We start from the raw sequence: 16,405 nt of genomic DNA on the forward strand, positions 1-16,405 counted from the left end.
CGGCCCGGGGGCGGCTCCCGCCGCCGGGCGGGGGCCGTTCCGGGACGCTTGGCCATCGCCAATGATGAGATAACTCTACTCCCCGTAACCCCCGGTCGAGCAGCCATAGTTTCAATGGCAAAAATCGTACTGTCCCGGTCATGCATGCTGACTCCATCCAACAGCAGATAGGGTCATGAAATACCGACGTGTGAGCATCCCGTTCTGATTATGTCGTTTCACTTCCCGGAATAACCCAGACGGTCCACAGCACATCTTTGATGTAATGACCCCGTAAAATCATGCTTACGTCATAATTAATAAGTTAATGGTGGGAAACAGATGCACCGTCTCTCGGCAGCGACGATGCAAAGGGGAATTAGATGTCGGTCGACCTCGACGAGTTTATCCAGCTTCACCGCACATTTCACGATCTCGCGCTTAGCGATGAGGAAGGCAAGGAGTCGGATCTATTCCGGCTGATGCGCCGCGACAAACCTACGCAATGGTCCGATCTACTTGAGGAGCCGCGTGTTGTCCTCCTCTCCGAGGCAGGGTCCGGAAAAACAGAAGAGCTCCGGCACGTCTGCCGCAACTTGCGGCAGAGCGCGAAGCGAGCCTTCTTCCTGCGCATTGAGCACCTCGCCCAAGACTTCGACGCCGCGTTCGAGGAGGGAACGCCCGAGGAGTTTGAGGAGTGGAGGACCTCTAGCGAGCGCGGTTGGCTTCTGTTGGACTCCGTCGATGAAGCACGGCTGAAAGACCCGAAAGATTTCGAGCGCGCTATACGGAAGGTCGGGCGCAAGCTCGGCCGCGTCCTTCAACGTACCCATGTCGTCATCACCGGACGGACCGACGCTTGGCGGCCAAGGACTGATCTCCTGATCTGTGAGGCGGCGCTACCGTGGACGCCGCCGGCGACCGCGCCCGACCAGGACCAGGAGTCCGATGAAGCCGTGACCACTAGCGACGTCCCTGTACCGAAGGGTCGGAAGTCGCCATTTCGCATCGTCGCGCTCGACGAGATCGCTGGCGAGCAGGTCGACCGCTTTGCCAGCGCGAAGGGCGTCACCGATATCGAAGGCTTCAAAAAGGCGGTAGAACGCGCTGACGCATGGTCGTTCACGGGCCGCCCACTGGACCTCGCCGAGACAGTCGAGTTCTGGATCGCCAACAAGAAGATTGGCTCGCGTCTCGAGCTGATACGGGCGAGCATCGACAAACGCTTGGAGGAGCGCGACCAAGACCGCGCCGACGCTAACCCGATCTCCAAGGACCGTATCCGAGCGGGCGCGCGCTTTGTCGCGGCGGCAGCGACGCTCGCGAAGGAGTCGGCTATCCGGGTGCCCGACGGTCAGCAGAACGACCGCGGGCTCTCGATCAAGGAAGTGCTGACCGACTGGAACGATACCGACTGTCGGACACTCCTGACCAGGCCGATATTCGACGAGGGCATCTACGGGACGGTACGCTTCCACCACCGTTCCGTCCGGGAATTTCTCACAGCGGAATGGCTCAACGCCATGCTTGTCGACGAAGGATCGCGGGCGAAGATCGAGAACCTCTTTTTCCGTCGCCAATACGGCATCGAGGTTGTGGTGCCGACGATGCGCCCGCTTCTTCCCTGGTTAGCCCTACTTGACCGGCGGATCCTTGAGCGCGTAATGCGTCTCGCGCCCGAGGTCTTGTTTGAGGGTGGAGATCCTGCACAACTGCCAGTGGATACACGCGCCCAAATTTTGCGCGAAACCTGTGAGCAACTCACCCAGCCAGCGCATGGCCGAAGCGCCACCGAGTATTCGGCCGTGCAGCGTTTCGCGAATCCGGACCTCGCGGAGTGCATCCGGGAACTTCTTGACAAGCACAGCAGCGACGACGACATCGTCTGGTTCCTTCTCCGCATGGTCGCACAAGGAGGGATCGCTACCCTCGCGGACAAGGCCAAGCACTTCGCACTCACCTCGCGCGCGGAGTACGCGCGGATCGCAGCCATCCGGGCAATGATCGAAGTCGGGTCGCGACACGACTGCTCCGAGGTCCGCGAGGCATTCATCAAGGAAACGCCGCCGCTCTCGCGCAGATGGCTCGGTGAGCTTGTCGTCGGCCTCGGCCAGACGCAGGCCGACGTGGACTGGCTGCTCGCCGCCCTTGCGCTCACGGCACCCAAGAAGCGCTACGAGACCGATCCGCTCTTGGATTCGCTCGCCAGCTACGTGGCCGCACTTCCGCCGACGCTCCTCCCCACGCTTCTCGATGGACTCGCCAAACTTCTGAGCCGCAGGCCAGTCGTCGAGCAGCGTCACTGCGAGATTTCCCAGCGATATAGCTGGCTCGGCCAGATCGCGGGCCAAGGCTTGGTGCGGCTGATAAAAGGCCGCGATCCTGCCACGCTGAAGAAAACTGCGCTTTTGATCCTGCGAAAGCTGCCCATAGCCGAGACCTACCAGCGCGGCGCATTCGAGGGTGGGCTCAACGAACTGCCACAACTGGTCCGCGGATGGCCAGCGCTCAACCGTGCACTTTTCTGGCATAGCGTCGCCGAGGAGCGCGCGCGACGGAAGCGCAAGAACGGTGAGCGGCTGACTGACTACTGGCACGTCTCGATCTTCGGCACCTATTGGGCCTTCGACGGTTCAGATTTCGATTATATGTGCGACGAGATCGCCACTCGGCGACTCCAAGACGACAAACTCGTCGCGCTGACGCTCGCCTTTACTCTCTACCAGCAAAATGCTCGGCTTCGGGCGTGGCGAGAGGCGCTCCAGAAGGTGTCGTCGGTCTATCCTGACGTGGATGCTGAGCTAGGCAAGTTGCTCAAACCGCCCAAGGGTGCCAATACCAAGTTCAAGCGCCAGGAAGCAGCCTGGAAGCGCAGGTCCGAGAAGGAGGCGAAGAGGGAAGCGGCGTCCAAGGAGAAGGCAAAGCAGATCCTCGCGGGCCGAGTGGACAAGATCCGCGACTTCGGAAAGCCCGGCATGATCTCCGGCGACCAGCACTACCTGCACGAGCAAATGCGTGGCGCCGAAAGTCAGCATAATTGGTGGACAGAGGGCAATTGGCAATCGCTCATCGAAGAGTTCGGCCAGGACGTCGCACTCGCTTTCCGGGATGGCGCCGCAGGATACTGGCGACAGAACGGGCCTGTGCTCCGCTCCGAGGGTGCCGCCGCGAACACCACGCCGTTCTCGACGATTTTCGGTCTTACCGGACTGTCGATCGAAGCGCGGGAAACCATCGATTGGCCGTCTTCTTTCTTTCCGGCTGACGCGGAGATCGCGACACGATACGCCCTACAGGAGCTCAATGGATTTCCAGTTTGGCTTCCCCGGCTGTATGCGTCGTTCCCATCACAAGTCTTCGACGTGCTGCTGAAGGAGATCAAATACGAGCTCTCTACCGAAACGGAGGAGGGAGAGAGCCACTACGCGCTCTGTGACGTCAGTTGGCATGGCGACTGGATCTGGGATCAGATTGCTCCGGCGCTCTTGCCCGAGTTGCGCGCGAAGCGGGTCAATACACGAAACCTCGGCCACCTTCTCGCGATCGTCAACCGATCATCGGTCGACGACAAGACGATCGCTGCAATTGCTTCGCGGAACGCGGACGCCACTCGCAACCTCACTTTTTCTCCGATCTGGTTCGCCGCCTGGGTCGGAACCGATCCTGCCGCCGCGATCCCAGCCCTTGCCGCCCGGTTTGCCGGTATGGATGACCCGGTCCAGCAGACTAAGCTGGCCCTTGCGTTCGTCGTCGCCCTCGTCGGTGGCAGGTCGCAGGAAGGACGAGCTCGGCAGGCGTATCGCACGGTCGAGCACATGAAGTCGCTCTATCTGCTCATGGCGCGCTACATCCGGCAGCACGACGACATCGACCGCGCAGGGCAAGGCGTATACTCGCCAGGTTTGCGAGACGATGCGCAGGATGCGCGAAATGCGCTCATCGCATTTATCCGAGAGACGCCTGGGAAGGAGGCGTTCCTCGCGCTGCTCGAAATGGGACGCGCGCACCCTGACGAGCGCTCCCGGCCGTGGATGAGCTACGACGCGAAGACCAAGGCCGCCGCAGACGCGGACGTCGATGCGTGGACGCCGTCGCAGGTCCAGGAGTTCGGGAAATCGCTAGTAGCGACGCCGGCGAATCACCGCGAACTCTGGTATCACGCCGTCGACAAGCTGGAAGCGTTGAAGCACGACCTCGAGAACGGCGATTCCAGCATCGCCTCGATCCTCCAGGCGGTCGATCAGGAGACGGAGTTCAGGAAGTTCTTGGGTGGATGGTGTCGCGATCGCGCAGCCGGCCGATACGTCATCCCGCAAGAAGAGGAGCTCGCCGATGCGAAGCGTCCCGATCTGCGGTTCTTTGGCGTCGGCTTTGACGCCCCAGTGCCGGCCGAACTCAAGCTTGCTGACAAGTGGACTGGCCCTCACCTTTTTGAGCGCCTCGAAACCCAGCTGTGTGGTGACTATCTGCGCGATCTCCGCTCAAGCCGCGGCATCTTCGTCATAGTCTATCTCGGGACAAAAACCTACTGGGATCTGCCGAATGGGCGCCGAGTTGACGCTTTCGAGATGCTCGTGGACGAGTTGCAGCGACACTGGGTGCTTATATCGAACGACTACCCCGGTGTTGAGGACATTCGTGTGATCGGCATCGACCTCACGCGGCGCGGCATCGACACCAAGGCGGCCAAGAAGGTCAAGAAAATCGCTGAGTCGGTGGCAAAGCAGCCGAAGCTGGGATCGGGAAAGCGCAAAACTGCTGCTTTGCGGCCTTCTTTCGGCGATGCGCCGTCACCCCTTTCTACCAAAGACGGCGAGAAGGGCGTGAAGAAACCCCAGAGACGCGAAAAAACATCTAAATGGCCGCCGTTGGAGTGGTCGACTCGGACGGCGCGTCAGAATTTGGGCTTGGAGCTGTTCGCCGGGTGGCGCTCAGATGATTGGCCGCTTCTGGCCGACAAGCGTGCTAAGCAATGGGCAGATTTCGGAGCGGACCGGCCGTTCGAGTGACTGCTGCGTGGGTCAGACGAACGGCCGAAAGTGGCCGCGTGCAGCCTCACGCGGCCGGCACAGGACGGGGCGATCGTTGCCGTAGCAGCCAGGGATTGAATCCTGGTCTGACGGATTCGCGACAAAAATCCGCGCAGTCCAACTAATTCGGTTCGGGTAGACCGGAACTGACGACAGAGTTCGTTAGCAAGTGATTGATTTTCGACGGGACGCAGCCTGGCGAATTCCGTTTGCCTGCATGTCCGGGTCGCGGACACGAAAAGTGCGGCTTCACTACCACGCCGGAACACTCTTGCCGACGCGGCGCACATCGTCCGACACGACAACTCGACGACGACGCTATCCGCTACTACCTCGATGGCTACAACGCCAATCCGCGATCGGTCGCGATCTTTACCGAAGAAGGATTACGTGAGTCCAGGCGGCTCTTCAAGCCGCATTTCGTCATCGCTGACTGTACCGGACATTAATACAACGAACGTCTAACTCACGACACCAGGACCCTGGCATATCTCGTTCACGGAACACGAGGTTGTGCGTGGTCCTTTGGATTGGGCGCGACGTAGACCTTGACCTTGCGCTTGAGTACGCCGGGCGGTGCGAGCCTGCTCAGATCGAATAGACCTCGCTGCCGTCCAGCTTGTTTGCGGCCTCGGAGATGGTGACGCCAGATAGATGCCAAAGAAGGCCTGGGCGAAATCGACACGCTGGCCTCGCCCCGCCCGACAGCGCATACTCGACAGACGCGTTAGCCGCATCGATCGCTCTGCCGGCGCCGGTGTTCCGGCCGCGCCGGCCCAATGCCACCGGGCACGCGGATTGCTAAAATTCGTTCCCTGTCGCTGAAGCCGCCTTCTCGCGGCGAGGCGCCCTTTCACCCGGAACCCTGACTCATGAACCTCCCGTCGCCGCCGAACGGAAGACCCAATCGCGTGTATCCGCCGCACACGCCGACGCTGCATGGACTCGCGTCGGTGGTGACCGGGGTCGTGGTGGTCTGCGGGCTGTACTTCGGGCGCGCCGTTCTCATCCCGATCATCCTGTCGGTGCTGCTCAGCTTTCTGCTCGCCCCGCTCGTCACCACGCTGCGCCGCCTGCACATGGGCCAGCTACCGTCGATCTTCATCGCGGTGTTCTTCGCACTGGCCGTGCTGCTCGGCGCGGGCGCGCTGATCGGCGCACAGATCGTCCAGCTCGCCGCCGACCTGCCGCAGTATCAGGCGGCCATCGAACGCAAGATCGAAACCGTGCAGGAGAAAACGGTCGGTCGCGCCGACGTACTGCTCAGCCGCGCCGCCAGCGCGCTGCAGCGGGTCGCGCCTTCGCGGCCCGCGCCGCGTGTCACCGGTCGCCCCGCCCGCGGGACCCCCGCCGCGCCGATGACGGTCGAGGTCCACGAACCTGCGCCGACGCCGCTCGAACTTGCGCAACGCGCGTTTTCTCCCGCCATCGCGCCGATCGAGACGACGTTCATCGTGCTGGTCGTCACGATCTTCATCCTGCTGCAGCGCGAGGACCTGCGCGACCGCCTGATCAGCCTGTTCGGGTCGAGCGACCTGCATCGCACCACCACGGCCATCGACGACGCCGCCGTGCGCCTCTCCCGCTATTTCGTCGCGCAACTCGGGCTGAATCTCGGCGTGGGCGCGATCATCGCGCTCGGGCTCGCGCTGCTCGGCGTGCCGGGCGCGCTGCTCTTCGGCGTGATTTCGGCGCTGCTGCGTTTCGTGCCGTATATCGGCATCTGGATCGCGGCCGTGCTCGCCGTGTGTCTGGCCGCCGCCATTCAGCCGCAATGGACGATGGCCGTATGGACGCTGGTGCTCTTTATCGTCATCGATCTGGTGGCCGGGCAGGTTCTCGAGCCGCTTCTGTATGGACATCGATCGGGGTTGTCGCCGCTCGCGGTGATCGTCGCGGCGATTTTCTGGAGCTGGCTATGGGGGCCCGTCGGTCTCGTGCTGTCGACGCCGCTCACGCTGTGCATCGTCACGCTCGGCCGCTACGCCGACCGCCTCAACTTCCTTACCGTGCTGCTGGGCGACCAGCCGGCGCTGACGCCTGCCCAGAACTTCTACCAGCGGCTGCTCGCGAACGATCTGCATGAAGCGATCGTCCAGGCGGAACGATTGCTCGGCGAGATGTCGATCGTCGATTACTACGATCAGGTCGTGCTCGAAGGATTGCGCCTCGCACGCAACGATGCGTTGCGCGGTGTGCTGCATACGGAACAGCTTGCGCGGATCAACGAGGCGCTCGTCGATATCGTCGAGAACCTCGAAGCAGTGGAAGGCGCTCCGGACATACTCGCGCCTGACGAACCGAACCCGGCGACATCCGCGGACGCCACCCGCGTCGCCACGATGACAGGCGAACCGGTGCTATGCGTCGCCGGACGCGGCGCGTTCGACGAAGTTGCCACGGCGATTGCCGTGCAGTTGCTGACGCGTTACCGGACCGCCTGCGTCGCCACGACCTATGAGCACTTTCGTCGCGGCGATGTGGCTTCGGTGGATGTGAATCGCGTATCGGTGATGTGTGTGATATCTCTGGATGCCGCCGCGTCGCCGCCTTATCTGCGCAACCTCGTGCGACGCGTGCGCGCGCAGGAAACGTCCGCCGCGCTCATTATCGGTTTCGGCGCGCCGCCCGGGGACAAACCCGATGCGCCCGCCGCCGCACCTGACGGCACGCTCAGCACCACGACGTTCCGCGGTTTGATCGAGGAATCCCGCATGGCCGTGAGCGCGATGGAAGAAGAAGTAGAGGTGACGGACCGACCAGGTGAGGAACCCGGTTTCGCCCCAGCCGGGAGCTAGATCCGTCAAGACCCGGATTATGCGGGCTGCCACGGATGGCGTCATCACGCGTTCACGCAAGACACCGTTGCGAAATCCGCGAGTGCGAGGCGCGCTGGTCCGGGGGTAGCGCGGCCCCGCGCGGCCCCGTGAACCGGCGATCCGTTACCATGACGCCTGCGCCGTCTCGTGCGACGCGTTCCTTTTCTTCGCAGAACCTCGCCTTGCCGACTTACACACTGCCCGTCGCCCTCACCGCCGAACTCGAAATCCGCAAGAGCCGCTTTATCGCGCACGCGATTCCCGTCGCGGATCGCGATGCGGCCATGGCCGCGCTGCGCAGTCTGCGCGACGAACATCCGGGCGCGACGCACGTATGCTGGGCGTTGCTCGCAGGCGGTCAGTCCGGCATGTCGGACGATGGCGAACCCTCGGGCACCGCCGGCCGGCCGATCCTGGAAGTGTTGCGGCATCACGATCTCGACGGCGTGCTGGCCGCCGTGGTCCGCTATTACGGTGGCGTCAAGCTCGGCGCGGGCTGTCTCGTGCGCGCCTACACCGACGCGATCGCGACCGCGCTCCAGGATGCACCGCGCGTCGAGCGCATCGCCCAGGTGACGCTGGCCGTCGAGATCGGGTACCCGGACGAGGCGCGCGTGCGCCGCTGGATCGAGCAGGAACATCACGCGCTCGCGGAAAGCGCCTACGGCATGGCGGTGATCCTGACCATCCGGATGCCCGCTACCGTCGTCGACGCAGCACGCGAAGCGCTGCGCGACATGACGCAAGGCCGCGCGATTTTTCCCGAAGCGGCCGCTTGAGGCATGCTTTAAGGGGCATAACCGACACGGTTTCGTCATCAGCCTGACACGCCCGCCCTGCAGGATCGAAGGTCCCGCTAACCGATCCTTTCAGGGCAAGGCCATGCCAGATCTCTCCTATCCGCAACCGGACGTAGCAGCTGGACGAGGCCGGAATGCGAGCCTCATCGTCTTCGTGCTCGTCATCGCCGCCGGCGCCTTTTACGTCGCCACCCATCTGATCGACGATCTGCAGCCGCTTCGCCCCAACGCGTTCCTGCCGTATTTCCTGCTCGGCATCGCGTTGCTGATCGCACTCGGCTTCGAATTCGTCAACGGCTTTCACGACACGGCCAATGCCGTCGCGACCGTCATCTATACCCATTCGCTGACACCGAACCTCGCTGTCGTCTGGTCGGGCACCTGGAATTTTCTGGGCGTGCTCACGTCGAGCGGCGCGGTCGCGTTCGGCATCCTGCAGTTGCTACCCGTCGAACTGATCCTGCAGGTCGGCAACAGCGCCGGTTTCGCGATGGTGTTCGCGTTGCTGATTGCCGCGATCATCTGGAATCTGGGCACGTGGTATTTCGGGCTGCCGTCGTCGAGCTCGCATACGCTGATCGGCTCGATCATCGGCGTCGGTCTGATGAACCAGCTGATCCACGGCTCGTCAGGCACAAGCGGCGTGGACTGGAACCAGGCGCTCGGCGTCGGCAAGTCGCTGCTGTTTTCGCCGCTGGTCGGATTTCTGGCAGCCGCCCTGCTGTTGCGCGTGCTGAAGGCGGTCGTGCGGGTTCCCGCGCTTTACGCTGAACCGAAGAGCAAGAACCCGCCGCCATTCTGGATCCGCAGCCTGCTGATCCTCACATGCACGGGCGTGTCGTTCGCGCACGGCTCCAACGACGGCCAGAAAGGCATGGGCCTCATCATGCTGATCCTGATCGGCACGGTGCCCGCTTCCTTCGCGCTGAACAAGGCCGTCACACCGGCCGAAACGCAGACGTTCCTCGCGGTCTCGCAACAGGCTGCGGCGACGTTCGCGAAATACACGAACGGCGCGCCGCCTTCGGCGAACCCGCGTACCGACGTGGAAACCTTCGTGCAGACGCGCCAGCTCACCCCCGCGACGATCCCCGCGCTGCAACAGCTGACGGAGCAGATCGGCCAGCAGGTCGGCTCGTCGGGCTCGATGGCGAACGTGCCGAAAGACCTGGTCGATAACGTGCGTAACAACATGTACGTCGCGTCCGAAGCGATCCGCCTGATGGAGAAGGCGAAGCAGCCCGCGTTCGCGGCGGACGACCTCAGGGCCATCGACAACTTCAGGAAGCAGACCGATCACGCCACCCGGTTCATTCCAACATGGGTGAAGGTTGCGGTCGCGATCGCGCTGGGACTCGGCACAATGGTCGGCTGGAAGCGGATCGTCGTGACCGTCGGCGAGAAGATCGGCAAGCAGCATCTGACCTACGGGCAAGGCGCTTCGGCGGAACTGGTCGCGATGCTGACGATCGGCGCGGCCGACATGTACGGCCTGCCGGTTTCGACGACGCACGTGCTGTCGTCGGGTGTGGCCGGCACGATGGCGGCAAACGGTTCGGGCCTGCAATGGAACACCGTGCGCAGCCTCGTGCTCGCATGGGTGCTGACGCTGCCGGTTTCGATCGTGCTCGCGGGGGGGTTGTACTGGGCGTTTCGCTTCGTGTTCTGAAGCAGCTTCGACGGCGCAGCGGATGCGGAAACGGCGTGCAGTTCATTGAACTGCACGCCGTTTTTCATGACCTGCGCCCGGACTGGATCAGTAGATTTCCGGCACGATCATCGAAGCCGGCACCGGCTGGCGAATGTACTCCGTGTTGTACACGCGGTCAGGCAGCGCGACCGGCGGATGGTCGACCTCGTGGTACGGCACCTGGCTCAGCAAATGGTGAATGCAGTTCAGACGCGCGCGCTTCTTGTCGACCGCCTGCACGACCCACCACGGCGCTTCGGGAATGTGCGAGCGATGCAGCATCACTTCTTTCGCCTGCGTATAAGCTTCCCAGCGACGGCGGCTTTCCAGATCCATCGGGCTTAGTTTCCACTGCTTGAGCGGATCGAGAATGCGGTTCTGGAAGCGGATTTCCTGCTCTTCGTCGGTGATCGAAAACCAGTATTTGACGATCTGGATGCCGCTTCTCACCAGCATTTTTTCGAATTCCGGCACTGAGCGGAAGAACTCTTCGTACTCTTCGTCGGAGCAGAAATTCATCACGCGCTCGACGCCTGCGCGGTTGTACCAGCTGCGGTCGAACAGCACCATTTCGCCGCCCGCCGGCAGATGTTGCGTGTAACGCTGGAAATACCACTGCGTCCGTTCGCGGTTGTTCGGCGCCGGCAGCGCCGCCACGCGGCACACGCGCGGATTCAGGCGCTGCGTGATGCGCTTGATCGCACCGCCCTTGCCCGCCGCATCGCGGCCTTCGAAGATCACGACGAGCCGGTGCCCCGTGTGCATGATCCAGTCCTGCAGCTTGACGAGTTCGCCCTGCAGACGGAACAGCTCGCGAAAATAGTGTTTGCGCGCCTCGCGGGCTTCGGCAGTGAGGCCGTCCGCACCGTCGACGATGCGGTCGTCCACTTCCATTTCGAGTTCCTCGTCGTATGCATCGATGAGGTCTTCTTCGAAACGGCGCTGCCGTTCGGCAAACGCCGCGGCGTCGAGGGCCATGTCATTTTCTTTCATCGTCATTCTCCTGTGCGACGGAAACGGACTGCCCGCACGATGCGTGCGGTACCGACGATCCGATTATCGAAGCGCGAAGTGTCAACCGTGTTACTCCGGTGTGGCTGTCACGGCGCACTGACGGCTTCAGGTGTGGGCCAGGGGTCGCGCAAAGCTCAGCTCGTGCCCGTCCGGATCGACGATATGAAAATAGCGCTCGCCCCACGGCGCATCCGCTGGCGCGAATTCCGGCGTCAACCCGGCGGCCTGCGCCTTGCGGTACATGCCGTCGACATCGGACACGTAAATGATCACACGCCCCCACCAGCTGATCGGGCCGCGCGTGTCGGCGATCACGTTGAGGAACGACGATCCCAGCGCGAATGATGTAAACGCCTCGTCGGGACCGCCGAAGCGGCGTGGGAAACCCAGCGCTTCGTAGAATGCTACCGCACGGGCCATGTCATGCGTCGCAAGCGTGATCGCACTGAGCGATTCGACTTCGGGCTCGTTCATGCTGTCGTGCTCCTTTCGCGCGAATTGTTCTGCAGGGTTGCCGCTCCAACCGTGGACTGCGGTGATGGAGGCGAAAGCAGCGCAAGGCCAATGTCAGGGAAGTGTCTCACAGCACGTTGGCATCGCGCGTCCCTGCGTCGACGCCGCGACACTTGAAAAACAGCGGCGCGACCCCGCATCTGCAGGTCCAATTATCTGGAGCTTCATCATGGGAAGCCGTCCCCGTTTCATCGATGATCTGTCGCCTGGCGTGCCATCCGACGCGGCCGCGCCTCACCCGCTCGCCACCGACGACGCGCTGCTCGACGCCTACTCCCGCACCGTCATCGGCGCGCTCGGGCGCGTGCAGCAGGCCGTCGCGTTTATTTCCGTCGAACGGCGCCTGCCGGGCGACCCCAGCGGGCCGGGCGGCCGTGGCGTGCGCGGCGGCACGGGCTCGGGCTTTCTCTTCACGCCCGACGGCTATCTGCTGACCAACAGCCACGTCGTGCATGGCGCGACGCATATCCGCGTGACGCTGGCCGACGGCGCCCGGTTCGACGCCGATCTCGTCGGCGACGATCCGGACAGCGATCTCGCCGTGCTGCGGATCGGCTCGCCCGAACCGTTGCCGCACGTCGAACTGGGCGAATCGGGCAAGCTGCGCGTCGGGCAGATCGCGATCGCGGTCGGCAATCCGCTCGGGCTCGCGCAAACGGTCACGACCGGCGTGGTGTCCGCGCTCGGCCGCTCGTTGCGCGCGAATTCGGGACGCATGATCTACGACGTGATCCAGACCGACGCCGCGCTGAATCCGGGCAATTCGGGCGGCCCGCTGATCAACGCGTCGGGACAGGTGATCGGCGTAAACACGGCGATCATCCCCGGCGCGCAGGCCATCTGCTTCGCGACGGCCATCGATACGGCGAAGTGGGTGATCATGCAGCTCTTCGCCTACGGGCGCGTGCGACGCGCCTATATCGGCGTGGCCGGCACGACGACGCCCCTCTCGCGACGCGTGCAGCGGTATTTCGGGCTGCCGGCGGCGAGCGGTGTGCGCGTCATGGAAGTGGTCAGGGGCAGCCCGGCCGCGACGGCCGGCGTGCGGACCGACGACACGATCGTGGGTATCGACGGCGTCGAGGTGGAGAGTGTCGACGGATTGCAGCGGGTGCTCGACGCTTCGCGGATCGATCGTGTGGTTTCGGTGGTTGTCCTGCGCGGCACGCGCAAGCTCGAACTGGCCTTGACGCCGGTTGAGCAGGCCAGTTAGCCGTTTTGTTGCCGATTCGTTGCCTATACTGGGGAGATCGATCAGCTGCTGAGGAGAGCGACTTGGCCAGTGACTACCAGGTGAAAGTTGCGCGTGACATCGCTGGATATGACGATTTCGGTGTGCCCAGGGTCAGGCGCGGACCCGCGCGGGTTGTGGTTGTTGCAGCGCAGCGGGAAATGGTGTTCGGCGATCGTGAAGCGCTGGAACGGTTTGTTTTTGCCTGCCGGCAGGCTGGGGATGAGGCTTTTTCTTCTTTTCCTTCTTTTTCTTCTTCCTCTGGTTCTTCTTCCTCTGGTTCTTCTTCCTTGTCCTCTCAGGATGCCGCTCATGCCGATGCGTGGTGTCGGTTTTTTGAGCGGATTTTGAAGCTTTAGGGTTTTTTGGCCTTTCCTTGTGATCATGTCGGTCTATTAGCGTCGCCCCTGTGCGGGGCGGCACCTACTTTTCTTTGTCCCCCAAGGGGACTTCCTTCGGGGCGCCTTGCCAAAGAAAAGCAGGCAAAGAAAGGCGCTTCGATAACTCATCTTTTCCTGGTGTGTCATTTCCGGGGAATGGCAACCCATGAAGTGTCGCCCTCACATTCTAAGCCGCGCTGGTCCGCGCACGATCTGATCTCTCGCGCAGCGCCGCCTGTGGCACAGCATTCATTCGACCTGCTTCGCACTTCGTGCGGCGCCGCGAAGGTCTCTCTTCGTTTGCGTCGTTGCAACAGGTTTCGCACCTCAATCTTGCCAAATTTTGCCAAATTGTCTAGTATGCGGATATGACGACCATGAACATATCCCTACCCGACGCTCTCAAGACCTATGTCGACGAGCAAGTCATCCAGCGCGGATACGGTACGAGCAGCGAGTATGTGCGTGAGCTGATCCGAAACGATCAGGACCGCTCGCGCCTTCGGGAAATGCTGCTCGTCGGCGGCGCTTCTGAGCCCGCCGGAGTAGCAGACCCAGCATATTTTGACGGTCTGCGCGCCAAGGTTCGAAAGCCGGGTAAGACCGGTACTCGCGGTTGATACGCGCGAAAATAGTTGCCCAGCGAAAGCAGGCCGCGCAGGACGTACAGGATGCCATCGCTTGCTACCTGGGCAAAGGCTCGCAACACGCTGCACTCGGCCTTATTGACGCACTGGAAGCGGCATACAGCCATATAGAGCGGCGTCCTCAAACCGGTTCAACCCGATATGCCTACGAACTGGATCTTCCCGGATTGAGGAGCTGGTCGCTGTCACGTTATCCCTACTTGGTTTTTTATTTTGAGCGCGACGACCATATCGACGTGTGGCGCATCCTCCATGTGCAGCGCGATATCCCGTCGTGGCTGCTTGAGAACTGAAACAAGCCAGATATCCAGCATTCCTCTCGGGGCAGTACGCCTTGATTCGCCACAGTGAATTGACGTAACCCACCCGCCACGATAAAAAACGGGCACCGACTCTCGATGCCCGCCTTTCCTTCCTCTTCCGCCCTTCCGGCTACTGGATCACTCTCGATATCCCGCGTCCCCGTGGGTCGGATACCGGCTCCGGTGTATCTCCATTGATCTTGATCGCCTGGATGTCGCCGCTGAAATCCTGTCCCTTCAGCACGTATCCCTTCGCCTCGATCTCCTTCGCCAGTTCACCATCGATCGGCTTGTACGGCTCCCAGAAAATCGTGTTCGGCGGCAACAATTGATGGTGGAAGCGCATCGCGGCCACCGCCTCCGGCAACGGCATGTTGAAGTCATACACGTTGTTGATCACCTGGAATATCGACGTGAAGATCCGCGAGCCGCCCGGCGTTCCAATCACCAGCGATACCTTGCCGTCCTTCGTCAGGATCGTCGGCGACATCGACGACAACGGACGCTTCTTCGGTTCGATCGAGTTCGCGTCGCTGCCCACCACGCCAAACATGTTCGGCACGCCCGGTTTCGCGGCGAAATCGTCCATCTCGTCGTTCAGCACGATCCCCGTGCCCTCGGCCACCACGCCCGATCCAAAGTAACCGTTGATCGTGTACGTGTTCGATACCGCATTGCCCCACTTGTCGACCACCGAGAAGTGCGTCGTCTCCGCCTTCTCCGGCATCGATGTGCCAAGCCCCGGCTGCACGCTCTTCGTGTCCGAAGGCGTCGTCGGGTTCACTTCGGCGGCGCGCTTTGCGATGTACGGGTCGTCGATCAGCTGCTCGACCGGTACCTTGTAGAAGTCAGTGTCGCCCAGGTATTGCGCACGGTCAGCAAACACGCGCTTCTCGATCTCGGCGATCAGATGCACGTATTGCGCGGAATTCAACGGCACGCCCTTGAAGTCCGACGCGAGATCCGCCTTCATCTTCAGCAGTTGCACGAGACCGATACCGCCTGAACTCGGCGGCGGCGCGGTGATCACGTGGTAACCGTTCCAGTCGGCTTCGATTGGCTTCCTCCATACGGCGCGATAATCCTGCAGGTCGCGTTTCGTGATCAGACCGTGGCCGCGCATCGAAGCCGCGATCAGGTCCGCTGTCTTGCCGTTGTAGAACTCCTTCGCGCCGTTGTTCGCGATGCGCGTCAGCACGGCGGCCAGATCGGGCTGCTTGAAGTTGACGCCCTGCTTCAGGTTGCCAAAGTACGTGTCGAAGTTCGTCTTGCCAGCGAATTCCTTCGAAGCGGTCTCGCGGCGCTTGTCGAGCTGCTCGTCGACTTCGAAACCGTCGGTGGCGTATTTGATCGCGGGCGCAAGAACCTGCTTCCACTTGAGCCGCCCAAAGCGGTGCTGCGCTTCCCACATGCCCGCCACCGTGCCCGGCACGCCGACCGCGTAGTAGCCGTACAGGCTCTTGCCCTTGATGACGTTGCCCTGGTCGTCGAGGTACATGTTGCGGGTCGCCGCAAGCGGCGCGCGCTCGCGGTAGTCGATGAAATACGGCTTGCCGTTCACGTAGAGCGTCATGAAACCGCCGCCGCCGATGTTGCCCGCTTCCGGATACGTCACGGCAAGCGTGAAGGCAATCGCAACGGCCGCATCGACGGCGTTACCGCCTTCCTTGAAAATCTGCCCGGCGGCATCGGCGCTGTACTTGTCCGCCACCGCAATCGCGGATGCGCTCAGTACAGCCGGCTGCGGCCTGACGACACCCTTGGCAACGGCCGGCGCGCTCTCGAGAAACGTAGCCGAGACCGATACCAGCGCAACCAGCGCAAAGCCCGTTGCCGACGATTTCACGTTGTTGAGCAGCTTCATTGCGTGTCCCCCATGTCAACTCCCTCATGCAGCGATGAACAAGTCTGTTCTGGGCTTATATCACGCGAGTCCGGGATTTGCGAAGCGTCCCAGTATGTGCGACCGATGGTGCGGCACGAAAAAAGTCGTCCGGCAG

General features: G+C 62.3%; 11 protein-coding genes. 8 read left to right on the forward strand and 3 right to left on the reverse strand.

The annotated features are described in order from the left end of the window. Window positions 1-362 precede the first annotated feature (362 nt). From LPA34_RS14580 to LPA34_RS14595, 4 genes are all read left to right on the forward strand, one after another. A complete protein-coding gene (locus LPA34_RS14580; protein ID WP_228979270.1) occupies window positions 363-4,988 on the forward strand; it encodes an NACHT domain-containing protein in 4,626 nt (1,541 codons plus the stop codon). An 893-nt stretch (window positions 4,989-5,881) separates the two neighbouring features. Then, window positions 5,882-7,807 (forward strand): AI-2E family transporter, encoded by a 1,926-nt coding sequence (locus tag LPA34_RS14585; RefSeq protein WP_228979272.1) that lies wholly within the window; start codon window positions 5,882-5,884, stop codon window positions 7,805-7,807. Between the two features lie 203 nt (window positions 7,808-8,010). Next, on the forward strand, window positions 8,011-8,607 hold the full coding sequence (locus tag LPA34_RS14590) for an IMPACT family protein (protein ID WP_228979275.1): 597 nt from the start codon (window positions 8,011-8,013) through the stop codon (window positions 8,605-8,607). A 103-nt stretch (window positions 8,608-8,710) separates the two neighbouring features. Next, entirely contained in the window at window positions 8,711-10,297 is a 1,587-nt protein-coding gene (locus tag LPA34_RS14595) for an inorganic phosphate transporter (protein WP_228979277.1), read from the forward strand. A gap of 87 nt (window positions 10,298-10,384) precedes the next feature. On the opposite strand, the gene ppk2 is transcribed toward LPA34_RS14595, so the two are convergent. Together ppk2 and LPA34_RS14605 are read right to left on the reverse strand one after the other, a co-directional pair. Next, window positions 10,385-11,311, reverse strand: coding sequence for a polyphosphate kinase 2 (gene ppk2, locus LPA34_RS14600; RefSeq protein ID WP_228979279.1), 927 nt, complete (start codon window positions 11,309-11,311; stop codon window positions 10,385-10,387). Between the two features lie 126 nt (window positions 11,312-11,437). Continuing rightward, the gene (locus tag LPA34_RS14605) at window positions 11,438-11,806 is read right to left on the reverse strand and encodes a VOC family protein (RefSeq protein WP_228979281.1); all 369 of its coding nucleotides are present in this window, start codon (window positions 11,804-11,806) and stop codon (window positions 11,438-11,440) included. A gap of 208 nt (window positions 11,807-12,014) precedes the next feature. Between LPA34_RS14605 and LPA34_RS14610 the strand changes: the two genes are divergently transcribed. From LPA34_RS14610 to LPA34_RS14625, 4 genes are all read left to right on the forward strand, one after another. Next, entirely contained in the window at window positions 12,015-13,058 is a 1,044-nt protein-coding gene (locus LPA34_RS14610; RefSeq protein WP_228979283.1) for a S1C family serine protease, read from the forward strand. A 62-nt stretch (window positions 13,059-13,120) separates the two neighbouring features. Continuing rightward, on the forward strand, window positions 13,121-13,435 hold the full coding sequence (locus LPA34_RS14615) for a hypothetical protein (RefSeq protein WP_228979286.1): 315 nt from the start codon (window positions 13,121-13,123) through the stop codon (window positions 13,433-13,435). Window positions 13,436-13,824: 389 nt separating this feature from the next. Further along, the gene (locus LPA34_RS14620; protein ID WP_228979288.1) at window positions 13,825-14,076 is read left to right on the forward strand and encodes a ribbon-helix-helix domain-containing protein; all 252 of its coding nucleotides are present in this window, start codon (window positions 13,825-13,827) and stop codon (window positions 14,074-14,076) included. Continuing rightward, window positions 14,073-14,396, forward strand: a complete 324-nt coding sequence (locus LPA34_RS14625; protein ID WP_324251746.1) for a type II toxin-antitoxin system RelE/ParE family toxin — start codon at window positions 14,073-14,075, stop codon at window positions 14,394-14,396. The genes LPA34_RS14620 and LPA34_RS14625 overlap by 4 nt, the downstream gene beginning before the upstream one ends. Before the next feature lie 139 nt (window positions 14,397-14,535). Here the strand turns inward: LPA34_RS14625 and ggt are convergent, their stop codons facing one another. Next, a complete protein-coding gene (gene ggt, locus LPA34_RS14630) occupies window positions 14,536-16,269 on the reverse strand; it encodes a gamma-glutamyltransferase (RefSeq protein ID WP_228979290.1) in 1,734 nt (577 codons plus the stop codon). Window positions 16,270-16,405: the final 136 nt, after the last annotated feature.

This window comes from Paraburkholderia gardini, assembly GCF_907164575.1.
In the GTDB taxonomy this organism is placed as follows: Bacteria; Pseudomonadota; Gammaproteobacteria; order Burkholderiales; family Burkholderiaceae; genus Paraburkholderia; species Paraburkholderia gardini.